The organism is Streptomyces sp. NPDC001604, assembly GCF_042893475.1.
Taxonomy (GTDB): Bacteria; Actinomycetota; Actinomycetes; order Streptomycetales; family Streptomycetaceae; genus Streptomyces.
Window position 1 is genome coordinate 235,464 of record NZ_JBIAUY010000015.1, and the last position, 17,993, is coordinate 253,456.

Genomic DNA, 17,993 nt, shown 5'->3' on the forward strand with positions numbered 1-17,993 from the left:
GCTCAGACGTCGGCGGAGCCGTTGTCGATGGGCCGGATCACCACCGGGTAGCGGGCGGACCCGGCGGGCTGGGGGCACTGGAGGATGCGCTCGGCGATCTCCGTGACACGCTCCAGGCTCGCGCAGTCCAGGACCCAGTAGCCGGCCAGCAGCTCCTTGGTCTCGCTGTACGGGCCGTCGGTGATCACGCTCCTGCCGTCCTCGCCGAGGCCCACGAGCCGGGTCCTGGCCGGCTCGGCCAGGCCCTGTCCGTCGATCATCTCGCCGGTCTCCGCGAGGTCGTCGTTGAGGGCGCCCATGAAGGCGTACATGGCCTGGACGTCCTCCTGGCTCCACGCCGGCGAGGTCGCACCGGCCTTCCCCTGCATGCCCTCGTAGTCCGCCTGGGTGCACTGCACCATGACCAGGTACTTCATGACTCTGCTCCTTCGGCTCGCACCGCCCGTGGTGGGCGGCTCTCACGGGGGACGTCGGAGCCGGGCCGGGATTCTCGACACGGGGCTCAGGAATTTTTCGCGGCGGGTTTTCCGGGCTCCTTGTCCGGTTCGGCGCCTTCGGCGACGTACGCCTCGCACGCGGGGTTGCGACAGGGGCCCGGCACCCAGACCGGGACCCACGCGCCCAGGGTCTTGTGACGTTTGACGACCGTTTCCACGGGCTGTCCGCACACCGGACAGACGTGTTCTGAGCTGTCCATGCCCTCAGCGTAGGCCGGTCAGCGGCGGCGCGCGTAGGTGCGGACGAGGACGCCGTTGCCGAAGGTGCGCACCGACTCCAGCGTGAAGTCGGTGACGGAGAAGCCGGCCCCGAACATCGGCATGCCCGAGCCGTAGACCTGCGGGTATGTCTTGATGACCAACTCGTCGATCTCGTCGAGCAGTTCACCGGCCACCTGCGAGCCGCCGCACAGCCAGATGCCGAGTTCGCCGTCCTCGGCCTTCAGCTCACGGACCCTGCCGACCAGGTCCTCCGCGATGATCTCGACATGCGGGTCGGGGGACTCCGTGAGGGTGCGCGAGGCGACGTACTCGCGCAGATGTGCGTACGGGCTGGTGATCCCGGCGTCGAGGGCGAGCCGGTAGCTGGCCCGGCCCTGGATGACGGTGTCGAAGCGGAGGTTGTCGCCCTTGATGCCGAGCGGTTCGCGGGCCTGGGCCGCGATGGTCTCCGGGTACGTCGAGGCGAGGAAGCCGAGGAACTCCTCGTCCAGGAACGCGAACATCGACGACGCGTCGCCGTCCGGGTCCCCGATGAAGCCGTCGATGGAGCAGGCGACGAAGTAGGTGAGCTTTCGCAAACCGATCTCTTTCACTAGGAGGCGTGGCGTTGAACAACTACATTTATAGTGCTTCACCTGTAGTGGTTACAAGGAGATTTCCATGGCACGCAATCCCGGGCGCCGAGCCGCCCTGGTCGACGCGGGCGTCGAGGTGCTCGCCCGCGAGGGGGCGCGCGGTCTGACGTTCCGCGCCGTGGACGCTGCGGCCGCGGTGCCCGTGGGCACTGCGTCCAACTACTTCACCGGGCGTGACGACCTGCTCCGCCAGATCGACGCGCGGCTGCACCAGCGCCTCGCGCCCGACCCCGAGGTGCTCGCCGGGCTGATGCGGGCACCGAAGGACCGCGCCCTGGTCACGGCCCTGATGCAGGACCTGATGACCCGGGTCACCGGCGACCGCACCGGCTATCTGGCCCTCCTGGAGATGCGCCTCGAAGCCACCCGGCGGCCCGAACTGCGCGCCTCCTACACCGAGTCGGTCCGTGCCGACCTGGAGCAGGGCATGGAGTTCCACCGGTCGGCGGGGCTGCCCGGCGGGGACGAGACCGTGGCCGTGCTCTATCTCGCCATGCTCGGCCTGATCCTGGAGCATCTGACCCTGCCGGGTGTTCTGGACGGCGTACTGCCCGGGGTCGGAGTGCCGGAGGGGCTGGTGGAGCGGATCGTGGCGACGGTCGTGCCGGAGAGGTAGCGGTCGCCCCGAAGCGGCAGGTCAGCCGCGGGGTTCCCGCCACATCGGCCACATCTGCGGGCCGTTCGGGAGGTCGAGGGGGCGCCCGGTGAGCTCGAAGCCGAGGCGCTCGTACAGCACACGGCTGCGGGCGCTGCTCGCCTCCAGATAGGCGGGTAGGCCTTCGCGGTCGCAGCGGTCGAGGACGTGCTGGACGAGCGCGCTGCCGATCCCCTCGCCCTGGTGCTCCGGGGTCACGCCGATCATCCAGAGGTACTCGTGGGCGCGTCCGACCGGGTGGATCTCCGCGGTCAGGCGGGCGATCAGCTCGATGCGCTCGTTGCCTGGATCGACGGCCGCGCGCAGTTGGGCGGCCCCGTCGTCGGCCGCGCCCTCTGCGGCGTCGTGCTCCCCGGCGGGCATGGACAGCCACAACGCGCATGCGCTGCCGTCCTCCGTGACGTCGATCCGGCCCTCGTCGAACACGATCCCGGTGAAGGCGGCCATCAGCCTGTGGTGGGTCGTACGGCGGTACTCGTCCCCGGGAAAGACCCAGCCGCTGACCGGATCGTCCTGGAAGGCCTCGTCCAGCAGCCGCACCACCAGCTCCCGGTCGCTTTCGTCCGCCGTCCGGATCGCCACACCCATGCGCCGCCCTCTCACCTCAATCGACTTCGGCTGTACGGCTGTTGAGCCTATACGGGCCTGTACGGCCCGAACCGCAACCGTCAATTGAGGAACCACGACGGCGAGCAACCACGTCCGCGAGAGCGGCGCCGGCTCAGGCGCAAAAGAGCGGGCCCCGCACACCGTGGGGATGTGCGGGACCCGCCGGCCGGAGCCTCGACGGCTGTGCGGGGTCAGGAGCCGCGCGGCCGCCCCGGTGGGCTCCGGGGTCTGTGCCGGCTGTGGTCAGCCGGTGCGCCGCGTCACGAACTCCGCCAGCGCGAGCAGACCGCCTGCCGCCTCCGGGTCGGGGACCGCGCGGGCCAGCTCCTGCATGGCGCGGGCCATCCGGTCGGCGGCCTGGACCTGGGCCCAGTCGCGCCCGCCGGCCCGCTCGACGGCGAGCGCCGTCTGCGCGAGTTCCTCCTCGTCCCCCTTCCCGTACGGCACTTCGTACAGCTCGGCCAGTTCCGCGGCCGCCGGGGTGCCCGAGGTGAGCGCGGCGACCACCGGCAGGGACTTCTTGCGGGCCATCAGATCGGCGCCGACCGGTTTTCCGGTGCGGTGCGGGTCGCCCCATATGCCGATGACGTCGTCGATGAGCTGGAAGGCGAGCCCGGCCTGGCGGCCGAACGCGTCCAGCGCCTCGACGTCCTCGTCACAGGCCCCCGCATACAGCGCGCCCAGGGCGCAGGCGCAGCCGAGCAGCGCGCCCGTCTTGGCCTCGGCCATGGTCAGCGCCTCGTCGAGGGTGATCTCGCCGGGGCCGCGCCGCTCCATCTCCGTGTCCGCGTGCTGACCCGCGCACAGCTCGACGACGCAGGCCGCGAGCCGGGCCCCGGCCGGGCCGGACGCCGGGTGCGGGTCCTCGGCGAGCAGCCCGAGGGCCAGTGCCTGCAGGGCGTCCCCGGCGAGGATCGCGTCGGCGTCGCCGAACACGGTCCATGCGGTGGGCCGGTGCCGGCGGGTGGTGTCCCGGTCCATCACGTCGTCGTGCAGCAACGTGAAGTTGTGCACCAGCTCCACCGCCGCGGCCGCCCGCCCCGCCGCCTCGCGGGCACCTGGGCCGCCGAGCGCGGCGGCCGCGGTGAGGACAAGCGCGGGACGGATCGCCTTGCCCGGGTTGCCCACCGCCGGGGTGCCGTCCGCGTGCTCCCAGCCGAAGTGGTACAGCGCGATCCGGCGCATGGAGCCGGGCAACGAGTCGATGGCGGCACGCAGTTCGGGGTCGACGCAGGACCGGGTGTGCTCCAGGATCGCGGCCGCCTCGTGCCCGTCGGGCGGCTGCGCCCCCGTGGGACGCTGCTTCGCCTCCGTCATGAACTCGGCCATGGGATCTCCCTCGGTCAGTCCGCGGACGGTGGCGCTTCCGCTGTGGCTGGGCGCGTACGACCGGGGTGTACCCGCCCCGGAGGGCGGGGACACGGCTCCCAGGTGCAGAAACGTCACCGCCACCGGCCGATCTCGACGTTCTCCAGCACGCCGAGCGCGTCCGGCACCAGGACCGCGGCCGAGTAGTAGGCCGTCACCAGGTACTTGATGATCGCCTGCTCGTTGATGCCCATGAAGCGCACGGACAGGCTCGGCTCGATCTCGTCCGGGATCCCGGCCTGCTGCAGCCCGATGACGCCCTGCTCGGCCTCGCCGGTACGCATCGCGATGATCGAGCTGGTACGGGCCTCGGAGACCGGGATCTTGTTGCACGGGTAGATCGGCACACCCCGCCAGGTCGGGATGCGGTTGCCGGCCACCTCGATCGTCTCCGGGACGAGGCCGCGCTTGTTGAGCTCGCGGCCGATCGCGGAGATCGCGCGCGGGTGGGCGAGCAGCAGTTTGGTGCCGCGCCGCCGGCTGAGCAGCTCGTCCAGGTCGTCGGGGCTGGGCACGCCGTCGTGCGGCTGGAGCCGCTGGTCGTACTCGCAGTTGTGCAGCAGCCCGAACTCGCGGTTGTTGACCAGCTCGTGCTCCTGGCGCTCCTTCAATGCCTCGACGGTGAGCCTGAGTTGCTGCTCGGTCTGGTTCATGGGCTGGTTGTAGAGGTCGGCCACGCGCGAGTGGATGCGCAGCACGGTCTGGGCGATGCTCAGTTCGTACTCGCGGGGCCTGGCCTCGTAGTCCACGAAGGTGTGCGGGATGTCCGGCTCGCCGCTGTGGCCGGCGGCGAGATCGACGGCCTTCTCGCCGTACTTGTTGGTGCGCTGCTCCGGGATCGTGCGCTGCTGCTGGAGGTGTTCGCGCAGGGAGTCGCTGCGCTCCGCGACCAGTTCGAGGTCCTGGCGGGTCAGGGTCAGCACCGTGCAAGCGGTGTCCGCGCGGGCCGTGTACTCCCAGATGGCGTCCGGGTCGAGCAGCGCCGCGTCGCCGAAGTAGGCGCCGTCGGCGAGCACCCCGAGGACCGCGTCGTCGCCGTACGGGCCCGTACCGACCTTCTCGACCCTGCCGTGCGCCAGCAGATACACCTCGTCGGTCCGGCTGCCGAACGAGGCGATCACACTGCCGGGCGCGAACTCCTGCTGCCGGCAGCGCTGAGCGAGCTCCGCGAGCACCTCCTCGTCCTCGTACGACCGCAGTGCGGGAAGTTCGCCAAGCTCCGCGGGGATGACCTCGACCCGGTCGCCGGTCTTCACGAACGTGATGCGGCCGTCCCCCACTGCATAGGTCAGTCGCCGGTTGACCCGGTACGTACCACCCTGGACGTTCACCCACGGCAGTGTGCGCAGCAGCCAGCGTGAGCTGATCTCCTGCATCTGGGGTGCCGACTTGGTCGTCGTGGCCAGGTTCCGCGCGGCGGCAGTGCCGAGGCTCTGCTGCGGCTTGCCCTGCTCCGAACGGACCTCTTCGCCTACCGACATATGAGAATTGCCCTCCCGCTCAACAGCCCGCGCCGAAGTGCGCGGCTGCATCGATCTCCGCGGTCAAGCCTTCCATCACGGAACGTATCTGTGCTATTACCCGAAAGAGCGGGAATGGATCACGGGCAGGCTGGGCACCAATGGGGATCCTGTCCAGCGGCGTGCGCGTGCGGAATGGCCGGATCCACCCCCTCGATCTGAACACGATGTGTGACGGTGTCATTACTTTCGGTACAAGCTCCTTCACAGGCGGTCGCGTCGGGTGGCCGTCGGCACGGTACGAAGGAGGCGGTCATGGCCTCACCCATGTCCGCGGACAGTTTCCTCCACGGCCTCAGGGCGGAGGGCCTCACCGTCGTCGAGGTGGGCGACTGGGTACATCACAACCGCAACCACAAGGGACCGTGGGGTCCGGTGTACGGCGTGATGATCCACCACACCGTCACCAGCGGCAGCGAACGCACCGTCGAGATCTGCCGGGACGGCTACGCCGGCCTGCCCGGCCCTCTCTGCCACGGCGTGATCACCAAGGACGGCACGGTCCACCTGGTGGGTTACGGCCGCGCCAACCACGCCGGTCTCGGTGACGACGACGTGCTGCGTGCGGTGATCGCCGAGAAGGCGCTCCCGCCGGACAACGAGGCGAACACCGACGGCAACCGTCACTTCTACGGCTTCGAGTGCGAGAACCTCGGCGACGGCGAGGATCCCTGGCCCGAGGCCCAGCTGGACGCCATCGAGAAGGCCGCGGCGGCGGTGTGCCGGCACCACGGCTGGACGGAACGGTCGGTGATCGGCCACCTGGAGTGGCAGCCGGGGAAGGTGGATCCGCGGGGCTTCACGATGACCTGGCTGCGGGAGCGGATCCGCGAGCGGCTGAAGTGACGGAGCCGCAGCCTGCGTGCAGTCGTGCCGCTCGGGGCGGGGCCCGTCCCACAGAGAGGCGGCGCCCCGCAAGCGCGGGCGAGCGACGCCCACCCCTGGCAACAACTCCGGCCACAATGGAGTCGTGATCAGCCTCGGCACCCTGCACCCCCAGCTGCCCTCCCCCCTGCAGGAGATCGAGGACGACCGTTTCGCCCATCGCGGCCTCCGCCTCCTCCTCAAGCGCGACGACCTCATCCACCCGGAGCTCATCGGCAACAAGTGGCGCAAGCTGGCGCCCAATCTCGCCGCCGCGGCCGGCCGTACCGTCGTCACCTTCGGCGGCGCGTACTCCAACCATCTGCGGGCGACGGCCGCAGCGGGCCGGCTCCTCGGGCTGCCGACCGTCGGGGTGGTCCGCGGCCAGGAGCTGGCCGACCGGCCCCTCAACCCCTCCCTGGCCCGGTGCGCGGCCGACGGGATGCGGCTGCACTTCGTCGACAGGTCGACGTACCGCCGCAAGACGGAAGAGGACGTCCTCGCGCGCGTGCTGCGCACGGTCGGCGCGGAGGACGCGTATGTCGTCCCGGAGGGCGGCAGCAATGCCGAGGCCGTGCGCGGGTGCCGGGCCCTGGGTGAGGAACTGCGCGGGCGGGCCGATGTCGTCGGCCTCGCCTGCGGCACCGGCGGAACGCTGGCCGGGCTGGCTGCCGGACTGGCTCCCGGGCAACGCGCGCTCGGCGTTCCCGTCCTCAAGGGCGGCTTCCTCTCCGCCGACATAGAAGCGCTGCAGGAGCGCGCTTTCGGCGGCCGGTGCGGCGCATGGGCTCTCGACGACCGCTTCCACTTCGGCGGCTACGCGCGCGTGCCCGGCGAACTCGACGCCTTCGCCGAGGACTTCGAGGAGCGGCACGGGGTGCCGGTCGAGCGTCTGTATGTCGCCAAGTTGCTGTACGGACTTGTCGCCCTGGCCGCCGAGGGCGCGTTCGCGCGCGGGACGACCGTCGCGGCCGTCGTCACCGGGCGGCCCTTTCCTCAGGAGCCCTCCACCGTCTCCCGGTAGGCCGCCGCCTCCTCCAGGTCCAGCCTGCGCAGCAGCGTGCGCAGCATCTCGTCGTCGATGTAGCGGCCGTCCCGCAGCCTCACGAACATCGCGCGCTCGGCGCCGATCATCTCCCGGGACAGTCGGCGGTAGGTGTCGTCGACGGACTCACCGGTGACCGGGTTGGTCTGGCCGAGGCGTTCCCAGACGGCGTTGCGGCGGCGCTCCAGGACCTGCCGGAGACGGTCGGCGAGGGGTGGCGGCAGCGCGTTGCGCTCGTCGGTGAGGAGTTCGTCGAGGCGCTGCTCGGCGACCCGGGATGCCTGCGCCTGCGCGTTGGCCTCAGCGAGGGTCTCGGCCTGTGCGTCCCTGCCGGGGAACCGCAGCAGACGGATCACCGGGGCCAGGGTCAGTCCCTGCACCACCAGGGTCCCGATGACCGTCGTGAAGGTCAGGAAGAGGATGAGGTTGCGCTGCGGGAAGGGGCCGCCGCCGTGCACGGTGAGCGGGATGGAGAAGGCGATGGCGAGGGAGACGACGCCGCGCATCGCGGCCCAGGAGGTGACGATCGGCCCTCTCCAGGTGGGGTTGTCCTCGCGTTCCCTGATCCGCGCGGACAGCATGCGGGGCACGAACGTCCCCGGATACACCCACACGAACCGGGTCACGACGACCACCAGGAAGACGGCGACCGCGTACCAGGCGGCGTCCACGCCCTTGTACTCGCCGAGGCCCTTGAGGACCACGGGCAACTGCAGGCCGATGAGGGCGAACACCGCCGACTCCAGGACGAACGCGACCACCTTCCACACCGCCTCCTCCTGGAGGCGGGTGGCGAAGTCGACCTCCCAGGCGCGGTGTCCGAGGTAGAGGGCGACGACCACGACCGCGAGGACACCGGAGGCGTGCACCTGCTCGGCGACGGCGTAGGCGACGAACGGGATCAGCAGGGACATGGTGTTCTGCAGCAGCGCCTCCTTGACGTGCGTGCGCAGCCAGTGGATCGGCAGCATCAGCACCAGCCCGACCACCACGCCGCCGACCGCCGCCAGCAGGAACTCGCCGATCCCGCCGATCCAGGAGGCGCCCGCGCCGACGGCGGCCGCGACGGCCACCCGGTACGCGGTGATCGCGGTCGCGTCGTTCAGCAGGGACTCGCCCTGCAGGATCGTGGTGATCCGGGAGGGCAGCCCCACCCGGCGGGCGACCGCCGCCGCGGCGACCGCGTCCGTCGGCGCGACCACCGCCCCCAGCACCAGCGCCGCGGGCAGGGGCAGCCCGGGCACCACGAGATAGGCGACCCACCCGACGACGAAGGTCGCGAACAGTACATAGCCGACGGACAGCAGGGCCACCGGCCGCATCGTCGCCCGCAGATCGAGGTACGAGCTCTCGACGGCCTCCTTGTGCAGCAGCGGGGGCAGCACCAGCGGCAGCACGATGTCCGGGTCGAGGGTGTAGTCCGGGACCCCGGGGACGTACGAGACGGCGAGCCCCACCGCGACGAGCAGCAGCGGGGCCGGCACGGGGGTGCGCCGGGCCGCCGCGGCGATCGCGGCGCTCCCCGCCACCAGCAACAGCAGTGGCATCACGTCCATCGTCCTCGCCCACCCTCGTTTTTCCGCGCGGTCATCCGCACGCCCGTCGTAATCTGGCAATCATGAAACAGTGCACGCACGCCGACGCGCTGCCGGATCCGGAACCCGGTCCGGTGACCGAGACATGCCCGGAGTGTCTGGCAGCGGGCACGCACCCGGTACAGCTGCGGCTGTGCCTCACCTGCGGCCACGTCGGCTGCTGCGACTCCTCGCCCGGCCGGCATGCGACGGAGCACCACAAGGACTCCGGCCACCCGATCATGCGCACGTTCGAGCCCGGCGAGAACTGGCGATGGTGCTTCGTGGACCACGTTCTCGTGTGACCCTGGACAGCCGGGGGACGACCCGGAATCCGGACGGTTCGACCGTCTGACGTCTGGGTACGTCAACCCGGCGCGCGTTCTTCCCAATTGGAGCCGCAGACCCCTAGACACGGAGCGTGTCCACAGTTTTACTGTGAGTGACGGCAAGGGGTTGGGGTCCCGGGGACGGGAAACTTGAGAGCGCGATAGCGTCACCGCTGAACACACATCGCGTTATCCCGGGGGGCGACCCTCGGCCCCGAGAAGCTTGTACCACCTTGGAGGTGAGGGTGTCCCAGATCGCAGGCGAGCCCGCGACCCAGGACTTCGTGGAAGTCCGGCTGCCGGCTGCGGGTGCCTACCTGTCGGTGCTGCGTACGGCGACTGCCGGCCTCGCGGCCCGTTTGGACTTCACCCTCGACGAGATCGAGGACCTTCGCATCGCGGTGGACGAGGCCTGCGCGATCCTGCTCCAGCAGGCCGTGCCCGGCTCGGTGCTGAGCTGCGTCTTCCGGCTCGTCGACGACTCGCTCGAGGTCACCGTCTCGGCCCCGACCACGGACGGCCACGCCCCCTCGCGGGACACCTTCGCCTGGACCGTCCTGTCCGCACTCGCGGGCAAGGTCTCCTCCGCCGTGGACGAGGACAAAACCGTTTCGATCAGCCTCTACAAACAGCGCGGCGCGGGACCCGGGCCGGCGTGAGGACAGGGGACGGGCCGGTGCGTGACGAAGAGCGCGGCACACGAGAGCTGCCGGCCGAGGGCGCAGACGGGTCCCGACGCATCGGGGACTCCGTCGGCGGCGCCGACGGCATCGACGGCATCCCCGAGCAGGCCCGGCCGCATCCGGAGGACGAGGCCGACAGCGCAGCGGCGGCCGGCTTCCCGGACGACGGGCGGCGGGATCGGGAAGGTGCCGTGCAGAGCACGCCTCTGGACGGACGGAACGGGGTCACCCCGGTCCGAGCAGAGGCGAGGGCTCGGAGAAGGGCGACGGGCGGGACGATGAGCGAGCACGAGCGAAACGCCGAGGGCGACGGGCAGTCCGCGCCGAGCGTGCAGCAGGCCACGCAGCACGACGCACAGGACCGCAGCGGGGCGCGCGCGATGTTCATCGAGCTGCGCAGCCTGAAGGACGGCAGCCCGGAGTACGCGGAGCTGCGCAACAAGCTGGTCCGTATGCACCTGCCGCTCGTCGAGCACCTCGCGCGCCGCTTCCGCAACCGCGGCGAGCCGCTGGACGACCTCACCCAGGTCGCCACCATCGGCCTGATCAAGTCCGTCGACCGCTTCGACCCGGAGCGCGGCGTCGAGTTCTCGACCTACGCCACCCCGACGGTCGTCGGCGAGATCAAGCGCCACTTCCGCGACAAGGGCTGGGCGGTGCGCGTGCCCCGGCGCCTGCAGGAGCTGCGCCTGGCGCTCACCACGGCGACCGCGGAGCTCTCCCAGCAGCACGGCCGCTCCCCCACGGTCCACGAGCTCGCCGAGAAGCTGGCGATCTCGGAGGAGGAGGTCCTGGAGGGCCTGGAGTCCGCCAACGCGTACTCCACCCTGTCCCTGGACGTCCCCGACACGGACGACGAGTCGCCTGCGGTGGCCGACACCCTGGGCGCCGAGGACGAGGCCCTGGAGGGCGTCGAGTACCGCGAGTCGCTCAAGCCGCTCCTGGAGGACCTCCCGCCCCGGGAGAAGCGGATCCTGCTGCTGCGTTTCTTCGGCAACATGACCCAGTCGCAGATCGCGCAGGAGGTCGGCATCTCACAGATGCACGTGTCCCGCCTGCTGGCCCGCACCCTGGCCCAGCTGCGGGAGAAGCTCCTGGTGGAGGAGTAGGACACCGTCGCCGTCGCCCCACGGCGACCGCGGCGCCGTACGACTACTGCTTGCCGTCCTGTGCACGGCCCGGACCCTTGATCCCGAGGGCCTGGGTCGTCGCCGGATTGACCAGCAGCACCAGCGCGACGACGGCCACGACGGCGAGCGCGATGCCCGCCGGGATCGCCACACTGTCGGCCTGGAGCAGGTTGTAGGCCACCGGCAGCGCCATGATCTGCGTGATCACCGCCGGGCCGCGGCTCCAGCTCTTCTGCTTGAGCAGGCCGCGCGCTGCCAGCAGCGGCAGCAGGGCGAGGACGACCAGGGTGATACCGCCGGTGACGGCGGACCGGCGGTCGTCCGGGGCGCCCGTGACGCCCTCCACGAGCATCCAGACGCCTCCGACGGCCAGCGCGAGCCCCTCCAGCGCGGCCAGCCCCGCGGCATACGTCAGGCGGCGCGGGCGGGGGCCGGCGTTTTCCTCGGTGGCGGGAGTCTGCTCACTGGTCACCCCTGAAGGGTAGCCCTGGGGATGTCGGCCACCCATGGCGAGCCCGGGGGACGCGGAGCGCCCTGGCGAGGTTGAGACACGACCCCGTGGTGAGCCTCACGCACCCACCTCTTACCTGATCCCTACCTCGAACTGTGCCCGGTACTTCCCAGTAGGTACGCTGCAACCCATGCGTGCACTTCTCGTGGCCAATCCGGCAGCAACCACCACAAGCGCACGTACGCGCGATGTCCTGATCCACGCGCTGGCGAGCGAGATGAAGCTCGAGACGGTCACCACCGAGTACCGCGGGCACGCGCGCGACCTCGGCCGGCAGGCGGCGGAGAGCGACGACATCGACCTGGTCGTGGCCCTCGGCGGCGACGGCACGGTCAACGAGGTGGTCAACGGCCTGCTGCACGCGGGCCCCGCCCCGGAGGGCCTCCCCCGCCTCGCCGTGGTCCCCGGCGGCTCCACGAACGTCTTCGCCCGCGCCCTGGGCCTGCCCAACGACGCCGTCGAGGCGACCGGCGCGCTGCTGGACGCGCTGCGCGAGGGCAGCGAACGTACGGTCGGCATGGGCCTCGCCGAAGGTACGCCGGGCACCGAGGACGAGGCGGTGCCCTCCCGCTGGTTCACCTTCTGCGCGGGGCTCGGCTTCGACGCGGGCGTGGTGGGGCGGGTGGAGCAGCAGCGCGAGCAGGGGCGGAAATCCACTCACGCCCTGTATCTGCGGCAGGTCGCACGCCAGTTCCTGCAGGAACCCAACCGGCGGCACGGCTCGATCACTCTGGAGCGGCCCGGCGAGGAGCCGGTGACCGATCTGGTGCTGTCGATAATCTGCAACACGTCACCGTGGACGTATCTGGGCAATCGTCCGGTGTACGCGGCGCCTAAGGCCTCGTTCGATACCGGGCTCGACCTGCTGAGTCTCAGCCGTATGTCCACGCTCTCGGCTGCCCGGTATGCCACGCAGTTGCTCACTTCGTCCCCCGAGCGCGGCCCTCATGGCAAGCACGTGGTGTCCCTGCACGACCTGGACCGGTTCACCTTGCATTCGAAGGTGCCCCTACCCCTCCAGATGGACGGCGACCACCTCGGGCTGCGTACGAGCGTGACGTTCACAGGCGTACGCCGTGCACTGCGTGTGATTGTGTGAGCAGAAAGGGCTGAAGTCCTTTCACTCGAACGTTTAGGCCAGGATCCACCCCATGGAAGTACGGCTGTGACCTAGTCGACACCGAGGAATCAAAAAAAACTTTCCGGAAGGGGTTGTATCCGCCGCTGAGGTTTGCGAGTCTCTACGTGGCGATCGGGACGGCCCGCAACACCGGCCTCCACAGATCACCGGAACCCCTCTTCAATTCACAGGACCTCGCCAGGGAACCTGGCGCTCGGCCCTTCACTTGTTGAGGGATTCGTGAAAGCGTTCACATTCACAAGCAACCTGCATGTAATACCAAGGAGAGGTAGCAGCCATGGACTGGCGTCACAACGCCGTTTGCCGCGAGGAAGACCCCGAGCTCTTCTTCCCCATCGGCAACACCGGTCCTGCGCTGCTGCAGATCGAGGAAGCCAAGGCCGTCTGCCGCCGCTGCCCCGTCATGGAGCAGTGCCTGCAGTGGGCGCTCGAGTCCGGCCAGGACTCCGGCGTCTGGGGTGGTCTCAGCGAGGACGAGCGTCGCGCCATGAAGCGCCGTGCCGCCCGCAACCGGGCCCGTCAGGCCTCCGCCTGACAACCCGCCCCGCAACAGCCTGAGCTTGGCGGCGCGTACAGCGAGTACGCATCTCCCGCCCCCGAGCCGCAGCGCGCAGTACCCCCGATGCGCAGCACAAGCTGGCAACGAGCATTTCAGCCCCGGACCTGGGAACGGTCCGGGGCTTCTTGCTGTGGACGGCCCCGTCGTCCGGGTCTGTCGTACGACCTGCCCGGGCCCGGCGCTACTTGTTCGCCTGCACCGGCACGTCCAGGATCACCCGGGTCCCCCGCTCCGGCGCCGGGACCATGTCGAACGTGCCGCCCAACTCCCCCTCCACCAGGGTCCGTACGATCTGCAGACCCAGGTTGCCGGCGGTGTGCGGGTCGAAGCCCTCGGGCAGGCCGACGCCGTCGTCCTGGACGGTGACCAGGAGGCGGGCCTCCTTTGTCGTGCCGCCGCGGACCGCGGAGACCTCGACCGTGCCGGTGTCGCCCTCACGGAAGCCGTGTTCGAGCGCGTTCTGCAGGATCTCCGTCAGGACCATGGAGAGCGGGGTGGCCACTTCGGCGTCCAGGATGCCGAAGCGACCGCTGCGCCGACCGGTGACCTTGCCCGGGGAGATCTCGGCGACCATGGCCAGCACCCGGTCGGCGATCTCGTCGAACTCCACGCGCTCGTCCAGGTTCTGGGAGAGCGTCTCGTGCACGATTGCGATCGATCCGACGCGGCGGACGGCCTCTTCGAGGGCCTCCCGGCCGCGGTCGGACCCGATGCGCCGGGCCTGAAGGCGCAGCAGGGCCGCGACCGTCTGGAGGTTGTTCTTCACCCGGTGGTGGATCTCCCGGATGGTCGCGTCCTTGGTGATCAACTCGCGTTCGCGGCGGCGCAGTTCGGTGACGTCACGGAGCAGGACCAGCGAACCGATGCGGGTGCCCTTGGGCTTGAGCGGGATCGCGCGGAACTGGATGACCCCGTCCCTGGCCTCGATCTCGAACTCGCGGGGCGCCCAGCCGCTGGCCACCTTGGACAGTGCCTCGTCCACCGGGCCGCGGGTCGGGGCGAGTTCGGCGGTGGTCCTGCCGAGGTGCTGGCCGACGAGATCGGAGGCGAGGCCCATGCGGTGGTACGCCGACAGGGCGTTCGGGGAGGCGTACTGGACGATGCCGTCCGCGTCGAGGCGGATGAGGCCGTCGCCGACGCGTGGCGCGGCGTCCATGTCCATCTGCTGGTTCGCGAACGGGAAGGAGCCGGCCGCGATCATCTGCGCCAGGTCCGAGGCGCTCTGCAGATACGTCAGCTCGAGGCGGCTCGGGGTGCGCACGGTCAGGAGGTTGGTGTTGCGGGCGATGACGCCGAGGACACGCCCGTCCCGTCGTACGGGGATCGACTCGACCCGGACGGGGACCTCCTCGCGCCACTCGGGGTCGCCCTCGCGCACGATCCGGCCCTCGTCCAGGGCCGCGTCCAGCATGGGGCGGCGGCCGCGCGGGACGAGGTGGCCGACCATGTCGTCCTGGTAGGAGGTGGGGCCGGTGTTGGGGCGCATCTGGGCGACGGAGACGTAGCGCGTGCCGTCGCGGGTGGGGACCCACAGGACGAGGTCGGCGAAGGAGAGGTCTGACAGCAGCTGCCACTCCGAGACCAGCAGATGGAGCCACTCGAGGTCGGAGTCGTCGAGGGCGGTGTGCTGGCGGACCAGTTCGTTCATGGAGGGCACGTGTGTGAGCGTACCTGGGGGTATGTGCTGGTCCTAAATACGACCGGAGGTCCGCACCGGCCCCGAGAACACCCGCGGGCCGCGGCGCCTGGGAGGGACCCTCAACCCTCCCGGCACCGCAGCCCGGAGCAATATCGGCCGCGGGGTGTGCGGTCCCGGATGGCCGAAGGATGAGGAGCCGGGGCAGTCAGGGCAGAGAGCTCCGGATCCTCCGTCCGCCTTCCTGTGCGGGGAAGACGGAAGTCTCATCGGTTCAATTGTGGACTAGACCACTATCGGTGTCCATGCGTTGGAGCCTGTTCGTTGTTGTGATTTCTCGAACGGTCTCCAACTGCTTGGACGTCCTGGCATCCACCACGCAGCCTAACCCGTGTGGGTTCATGTGCGGGGCCAGATGGACATGGCAATTTCCGCGAGCGCCTCCAACTCCTCACGGCTCGCGCCGTCGCGCGCCTGCTGGGACATGCCCTGGATGATCGCGCCTGTGTGGCGGGCGAGGGCGGCGGCATCGGTGCCGGGCGGCAGCTCCCCCGATGCGATGTCGGCCCTGATACGACTCTCGAAGGCGGCGATGTTGGCATTGCGCCGCTCGCGCAGGGACGCCTCGACCTCGGGGCTGGTGCAGTTCGTGGCCGCATGGATGACGAGGCAGCCGTGCGGTCGGCCGGGTGCCGTGTACTCGGCGGCGGCCTCCCGCAGCATCCGCTCGACGGCGGCGCGGGCGGTGGGCTCCTCTGCCAGGGCCCGGTCGGCGAAGGAGCCGTAGCGGGCGCCGTAGACGGTGACGACCTCGTCGAACAGCGCACGCTTGTCACCGAAGGCCGCGTACAGACTCGGCGCGCCGATGCCCATGACACGGGTCAGGTCGGAGACGGAGGTCGCCTCGTATCCGTGCTCCCAGAAGGCCATGACCGCCTTCTCCAGCGCGGTCTCGCGGTCGAAGGAACGAGGGCGGCCGCGGGGCTTGGGTGCGGCCTGCGCGCTCGTCTTCGTGTCCTGGCTGCCCACCATGGAGTGAATTGTATAGGGGCCGCTAGAGAAATGTCGGCGGGCTGCTGTACGGTCTTTTTGTAGCGACCGCTAGATATAGCGAAGGGGGCCCTGGCATGGGCGTGCTTGCAGGCAGGACGGCACTCGTCACGGGGGCGAGCAGGGGGATCGGGCGCGGAATCGCCGAGCGGCTGGGGCGCGAGGGCGCACGGGTCGCCGTCCACTACGGGAGGAACGGGGCGGCGGCGAAGGAGACGGTGGCCGCGATCGAGGAGGCCGGCGGCTCGGCGTTCGCGATCGGCGTGGAGCTGGGGCGGCCGGGGGACGTGGACGCCCTGTGGGAGGAGTTCGACCGCCATGCGGACGGTCTGGACATCCTCGTGAACAACGCCGGGATCGGGAAGTCGCGGTCGATCGAGGAGATAGCCGAGGAGGAGTACGACAAGCTCTTCGCGGTGAACGTGAAGGCGCCGTTCTTCATCGTCAAGCAGGGCGCGACGCGGCTGCGGGACGGAGGCCGCATTGTCAACATCTCGTCGGGGCTGGCCAGGAGCGCCGCGATGCCGGACAACATGGCCTACTCGATGACGAAGGGCGCACTGGACGTTCTCTCCCGCGACCTGTCCAAGGTGCTGGGCCCCCGGGGCATCACCGTGAACTCGGTGGCGCCGGGACTCATCGACACGGACAACACGTACGAGGCCCTGCACGGCAGCCCGGGCGCATGGGAGTGGGGGGCGGGGCTCTCCGCACTGGGCCGGGTGGGCGAGCCCGCCGATGTGGCCGACGTGGTGGCGTTCCTGGTGTCGGACGCCGGCCGGTGGGTGACGGGGAGCTGGGTGGATGCGACAGGGGGTTCGCTGACGTAAGGGTTCTTACGAGGGCGCAGTGGCCGCCCGCAGAAAGGCTCAGTGAGTTTCGGTCACCTTGGCCAGCGCGCGCGGCGCGTCCGGGTCCTGGCCGCGGGCAATGGTGATCTCGTGGGCCAGGAGCTGGAGCGGGATGATCTCCAGGATCGGCTGGACCTCCTCGGCCACGCCCTCGGTGGGCAGGACGAAGCCGGCGGAGGCCTGCTCGACCTGGTCCCTGGGTCCGACGACGAACAGGTCGGCGCCACGGCCGCGCAGCCGGTCGAGGACGGGCTGGAGGGCCTCGCCGCCCTTGCCGTCGGTGACGACCGCGATGACCGGGGAGACGTTGTCAACCATGGCGAGGGGGCCGTGCAGGAGGTCGGCGCCGGAGTAGGAGAGGGCGGGGATGTAGCTGGTCTCCATGAGCTTGAGGGCGGCCTCCTTAGCCGTGGGGTAGCCGTAGCCGCGAGAGGTGATCACCATGCGTTCGGCGAAGCGGTAGCGGGCGGCGAGGGCGCGGACCTCGTCCTGCCGGGCGAGCAACTGCTCGGCGAGGTCCGGCAGTACCTTCGCGGGGGCGCCGTCGCCGCCGCGCAGGCCTTCGACGAAGAGGTAGAGGGCGAGGAGGGAGGCCGTGTAGGTCTTGGTCGCGGGGAGGGCCTTCTCCGGCCCGGCCATGATGTCGACGTGGTACTCGGAGACGCCGGCCAGCGGTGAGCCGGGGTTGTTGGTCACGGCGAGGGTGATCGCGCCGGCCTCGCGGGCGGCCCGGGTGGAGGCCACCAGGTCCGGGGAGCCGCCGGACTGGCTGACGGTGACCACGAGGACGTCGGTGAGGTCCGGGCGGGCGCCGTACGCGGTGGTGGTGGACATCGAGGTGAGGCCGCAGGGCAGGCCGAGGCGGATCTCCAGGAGGTACTTGGCGTAGAGGGCGGCGTTGTCGGAGGTGCCGCGGGCGGTCAGCAGGACGAAGCGGGGATTGCGGGCGGCGATGTCCTGGGCCACCTGCCGGATACCGGGGGCGCCCTCCTCGAGGAGGCGGCGCAGCACGGCGGGCTGCTCGGCCATCTCACGGGCCATGATCCGGCCCGGGACGTCGGTCCGGGGGTCCGGTGTCGCGGCGGTCATGGTGGGCTCCTTGCGGGTCGGTTGC

The 17,993-nt window shown here is 70.4% G+C and carries 20 protein-coding genes; 9 read left to right on the plus strand and 11 right to left on the minus strand.

The features are described 5' to 3' along the window. Positions 1–2: 2 nt before the first annotated feature. From ACFY1E_RS33740 to ACFY1E_RS33750, 3 genes are all read right to left on the minus strand, one after another. On the minus strand, positions 3–416 hold the full coding sequence (locus ACFY1E_RS33740; RefSeq protein ID WP_389082756.1) for a YciI family protein: 414 nt from the start codon (positions 414–416) through the stop codon (positions 3–5). An 86-nt stretch (positions 417–502) separates the two neighbouring features. After that, a complete protein-coding gene (locus ACFY1E_RS33745) occupies positions 503–697 on the minus strand; it encodes a hypothetical protein (protein ID WP_389082758.1) in 195 nt (64 codons plus the stop codon). An 18-nt stretch (positions 698–715) separates the two neighbouring features. Next, on the minus strand, positions 716–1,297 hold the full coding sequence (locus tag ACFY1E_RS33750; RefSeq protein ID WP_389082760.1) for a dihydrofolate reductase family protein: 582 nt from the start codon (positions 1,295–1,297) through the stop codon (positions 716–718). An 82-nt stretch (positions 1,298–1,379) separates the two neighbouring features. Between ACFY1E_RS33750 and ACFY1E_RS33755 the strand changes: the two genes are divergently transcribed. Continuing rightward, positions 1,380–1,970: a TetR/AcrR family transcriptional regulator gene (locus ACFY1E_RS33755; RefSeq protein WP_389082761.1), complete on the plus strand. Its 591-nt coding sequence runs from the start codon at positions 1,380–1,382 to the stop codon at positions 1,968–1,970. Positions 1,971–1,991: 21 nt separating this feature from the next. Here ACFY1E_RS33755 and ACFY1E_RS33760 read toward each other — a convergent pair whose 3' ends face one another. The 3 genes from ACFY1E_RS33760 to ACFY1E_RS33770 form a co-directional block, all read right to left on the minus strand. Then, positions 1,992–2,597 (minus strand): GNAT family N-acetyltransferase, encoded by a 606-nt coding sequence (locus tag ACFY1E_RS33760; RefSeq protein WP_389082764.1) that lies wholly within the window; start codon positions 2,595–2,597, stop codon positions 1,992–1,994. A gap of 264 nt (positions 2,598–2,861) precedes the next feature. Further along, the gene (locus tag ACFY1E_RS33765; RefSeq protein ID WP_389082766.1) at positions 2,862–3,947 is read right to left on the minus strand and encodes a family 2 encapsulin nanocompartment cargo protein polyprenyl transferase; all 1,086 of its coding nucleotides are present in this window, start codon (positions 3,945–3,947) and stop codon (positions 2,862–2,864) included. A 113-nt stretch (positions 3,948–4,060) separates the two neighbouring features. Continuing rightward, positions 4,061–5,467 carry a family 2B encapsulin nanocompartment shell protein gene (locus tag ACFY1E_RS33770; protein WP_389082769.1) on the minus strand — a complete coding sequence of 469 codons (1,407 nt, stop codon included), beginning with the start codon at positions 5,465–5,467 and terminating at the stop codon, positions 4,061–4,063. 294 nt (positions 5,468–5,761) lie between these two features. Between ACFY1E_RS33770 and ACFY1E_RS33775 the strand changes: the two genes are divergently transcribed. Both ACFY1E_RS33775 and ACFY1E_RS33780 read left to right on the plus strand, forming a co-directional pair. Beyond that, positions 5,762–6,352: an N-acetylmuramoyl-L-alanine amidase gene (locus tag ACFY1E_RS33775; RefSeq protein ID WP_389082772.1), complete on the plus strand. Its 591-nt coding sequence runs from the start codon at positions 5,762–5,764 to the stop codon at positions 6,350–6,352. 124 nt (positions 6,353–6,476) lie between these two features. Continuing rightward, positions 6,477–7,394: a 1-aminocyclopropane-1-carboxylate deaminase/D-cysteine desulfhydrase gene (locus ACFY1E_RS33780; RefSeq protein ID WP_389082774.1), complete on the plus strand. Its 918-nt coding sequence runs from the start codon at positions 6,477–6,479 to the stop codon at positions 7,392–7,394. Here the strand turns inward: ACFY1E_RS33780 and ACFY1E_RS33785 are convergent. After that, complete coding sequence (locus ACFY1E_RS33785; RefSeq protein ID WP_389082777.1) at positions 7,367–8,971, minus strand: Na+/H+ antiporter; 1,605 nt, start codon at positions 8,969–8,971, stop codon at positions 7,367–7,369. The two genes, ACFY1E_RS33780 and ACFY1E_RS33785, sit on opposite strands and share 28 nt — an antisense overlap. 62 nt (positions 8,972–9,033) lie before the next feature. On the opposite strand from ACFY1E_RS33785, the gene ACFY1E_RS33790 reads away from it, so the two are divergent. The 3 genes from ACFY1E_RS33790 (at position 9,034) to ACFY1E_RS33800 (ending at position 11,110) form a co-directional block, all read left to right on the plus strand. Continuing rightward, positions 9,034–9,294: a UBP-type zinc finger domain-containing protein gene (locus ACFY1E_RS33790; RefSeq protein ID WP_344405347.1), complete on the plus strand. Its 261-nt coding sequence runs from the start codon at positions 9,034–9,036 to the stop codon at positions 9,292–9,294. 269 nt (positions 9,295–9,563) lie between these two features. Continuing rightward, the gene (locus ACFY1E_RS33795; RefSeq protein ID WP_004925829.1) at positions 9,564–9,977 is read left to right on the plus strand and encodes an anti-sigma regulatory factor; all 414 of its coding nucleotides are present in this window, start codon (positions 9,564–9,566) and stop codon (positions 9,975–9,977) included. Then, a complete protein-coding gene (locus ACFY1E_RS33800; RefSeq protein WP_389082780.1) occupies positions 9,974–11,110 on the plus strand; it encodes an RNA polymerase sigma factor SigF in 1,137 nt (378 codons plus the stop codon). Before ACFY1E_RS33795 ends, ACFY1E_RS33800 begins: the two co-directional genes overlap by 4 nt. A gap of 43 nt (positions 11,111–11,153) precedes the next feature. Here the strand turns inward: ACFY1E_RS33800 and ACFY1E_RS33805 are convergent, their stop codons facing one another. Further along, the gene (locus ACFY1E_RS33805) at positions 11,154–11,603 is read right to left on the minus strand and encodes a hypothetical protein (protein WP_389082783.1); all 450 of its coding nucleotides are present in this window, start codon (positions 11,601–11,603) and stop codon (positions 11,154–11,156) included. Positions 11,604–11,772: 169 nt separating this feature from the next. Here ACFY1E_RS33805 and ACFY1E_RS33810 point away from each other — a divergent pair, with 169 nt between their 5' ends. After that, positions 11,773–12,741 carry a diacylglycerol/lipid kinase family protein gene (locus ACFY1E_RS33810; protein ID WP_389082785.1) on the plus strand — a complete coding sequence of 323 codons (969 nt, stop codon included), beginning with the start codon at positions 11,773–11,775 and terminating at the stop codon, positions 12,739–12,741. A gap of 319 nt (positions 12,742–13,060) precedes the next feature. Beyond that, complete coding sequence (locus ACFY1E_RS33815) at positions 13,061–13,318, plus strand: WhiB family transcriptional regulator (protein WP_016639615.1); 258 nt, start codon at positions 13,061–13,063, stop codon at positions 13,316–13,318. A gap of 205 nt (positions 13,319–13,523) precedes the next feature. Here ACFY1E_RS33815 and ACFY1E_RS33820 read toward each other — a convergent pair whose 3' ends face one another. Together ACFY1E_RS33820 and ACFY1E_RS33825 are read right to left on the minus strand one after the other, a co-directional pair. After that, positions 13,524–14,990 carry a sensor histidine kinase gene (locus ACFY1E_RS33820; RefSeq protein WP_389082832.1) on the minus strand — a complete coding sequence of 489 codons (1,467 nt, stop codon included), beginning with the start codon at positions 14,988–14,990 and terminating at the stop codon, positions 13,524–13,526. A gap of 387 nt (positions 14,991–15,377) precedes the next feature. Further along, positions 15,378–16,010 carry a TetR/AcrR family transcriptional regulator gene (locus ACFY1E_RS33825; protein WP_389082788.1) on the minus strand — a complete coding sequence of 211 codons (633 nt, stop codon included), beginning with the start codon at positions 16,008–16,010 and terminating at the stop codon, positions 15,378–15,380. Positions 16,011–16,105: 95 nt separating this feature from the next. Between ACFY1E_RS33825 and ACFY1E_RS33830 the strand changes: the two genes are divergently transcribed. Beyond that, complete coding sequence (locus ACFY1E_RS33830) at positions 16,106–16,858, plus strand: SDR family oxidoreductase (protein WP_389082790.1); 753 nt, start codon at positions 16,106–16,108, stop codon at positions 16,856–16,858. 39 nt (positions 16,859–16,897) lie between these two features. Here the strand turns inward: ACFY1E_RS33830 and ACFY1E_RS33835 are convergent, their stop codons facing one another. Then, positions 16,898–17,968: an SIS domain-containing protein gene (locus ACFY1E_RS33835; RefSeq protein WP_389082793.1), complete on the minus strand. Its 1,071-nt coding sequence runs from the start codon at positions 17,966–17,968 to the stop codon at positions 16,898–16,900. Positions 17,969–17,993: the final 25 nt, after the last annotated feature.

What these genes read in the sequence shown, in the direction of transcription:
- ACFY1E_RS33755 (WP_389082761.1), top strand. Translation starts at nt 1,380, where the DNA reads ATGGCACGCAATCCCGGGCGCCGAGCCGCCCTGGTCGACGCGGGCGTC.
- ACFY1E_RS33765 (WP_389082766.1), bottom strand. Translation starts at nt 3,947, where the DNA reads ATGGCCGAGTTCATGACGGAGGCGAAGCAGCGTCCCACGGGGGCGCAG.
- ACFY1E_RS33820 (WP_389082832.1), bottom strand. Translation starts at nt 14,990, where the DNA reads ATGAACGAACTGGTCCGCCAGCACACCGCCCTCGACGACTCCGACCTC.
- ACFY1E_RS33745 (WP_389082758.1), bottom strand. Translation starts at nt 697, where the DNA reads ATGGACAGCTCAGAACACGTCTGTCCGGTGTGCGGACAGCCCGTGGAA.
- ACFY1E_RS33785 (WP_389082777.1), bottom strand. Translation starts at nt 8,971, where the DNA reads ATGGACGTGATGCCACTGCTGTTGCTGGTGGCGGGGAGCGCCGCGATC.
- ACFY1E_RS33815 (WP_016639615.1), top strand. Translation starts at nt 13,061, where the DNA reads ATGGACTGGCGTCACAACGCCGTTTGCCGCGAGGAAGACCCCGAGCTC.
- ACFY1E_RS33760 (WP_389082764.1), bottom strand. Translation starts at nt 2,597, where the DNA reads ATGGGTGTGGCGATCCGGACGGCGGACGAAAGCGACCGGGAGCTGGTG.
- ACFY1E_RS33835 (WP_389082793.1), bottom strand. Translation starts at nt 17,968, where the DNA reads ATGACCGCCGCGACACCGGACCCCCGGACCGACGTCCCGGGCCGGATC.
- ACFY1E_RS33740 (WP_389082756.1), bottom strand. Translation starts at nt 416, where the DNA reads ATGAAGTACCTGGTCATGGTGCAGTGCACCCAGGCGGACTACGAGGGC.
- ACFY1E_RS33825 (WP_389082788.1), bottom strand. Translation starts at nt 16,010, where the DNA reads ATGGTGGGCAGCCAGGACACGAAGACGAGCGCGCAGGCCGCACCCAAG.
- ACFY1E_RS33790 (WP_344405347.1), top strand. Translation starts at nt 9,034, where the DNA reads ATGAAACAGTGCACGCACGCCGACGCGCTGCCGGATCCGGAACCCGGT.
- ACFY1E_RS33810 (WP_389082785.1), top strand. Translation starts at nt 11,773, where the DNA reads ATGCGTGCACTTCTCGTGGCCAATCCGGCAGCAACCACCACAAGCGCA.
- ACFY1E_RS33770 (WP_389082769.1), bottom strand. Translation starts at nt 5,467, where the DNA reads ATGTCGGTAGGCGAAGAGGTCCGTTCGGAGCAGGGCAAGCCGCAGCAG.
- ACFY1E_RS33830 (WP_389082790.1), top strand. Translation starts at nt 16,106, where the DNA reads ATGGGCGTGCTTGCAGGCAGGACGGCACTCGTCACGGGGGCGAGCAGG.
- ACFY1E_RS33775 (WP_389082772.1), top strand. Translation starts at nt 5,762, where the DNA reads ATGGCCTCACCCATGTCCGCGGACAGTTTCCTCCACGGCCTCAGGGCG.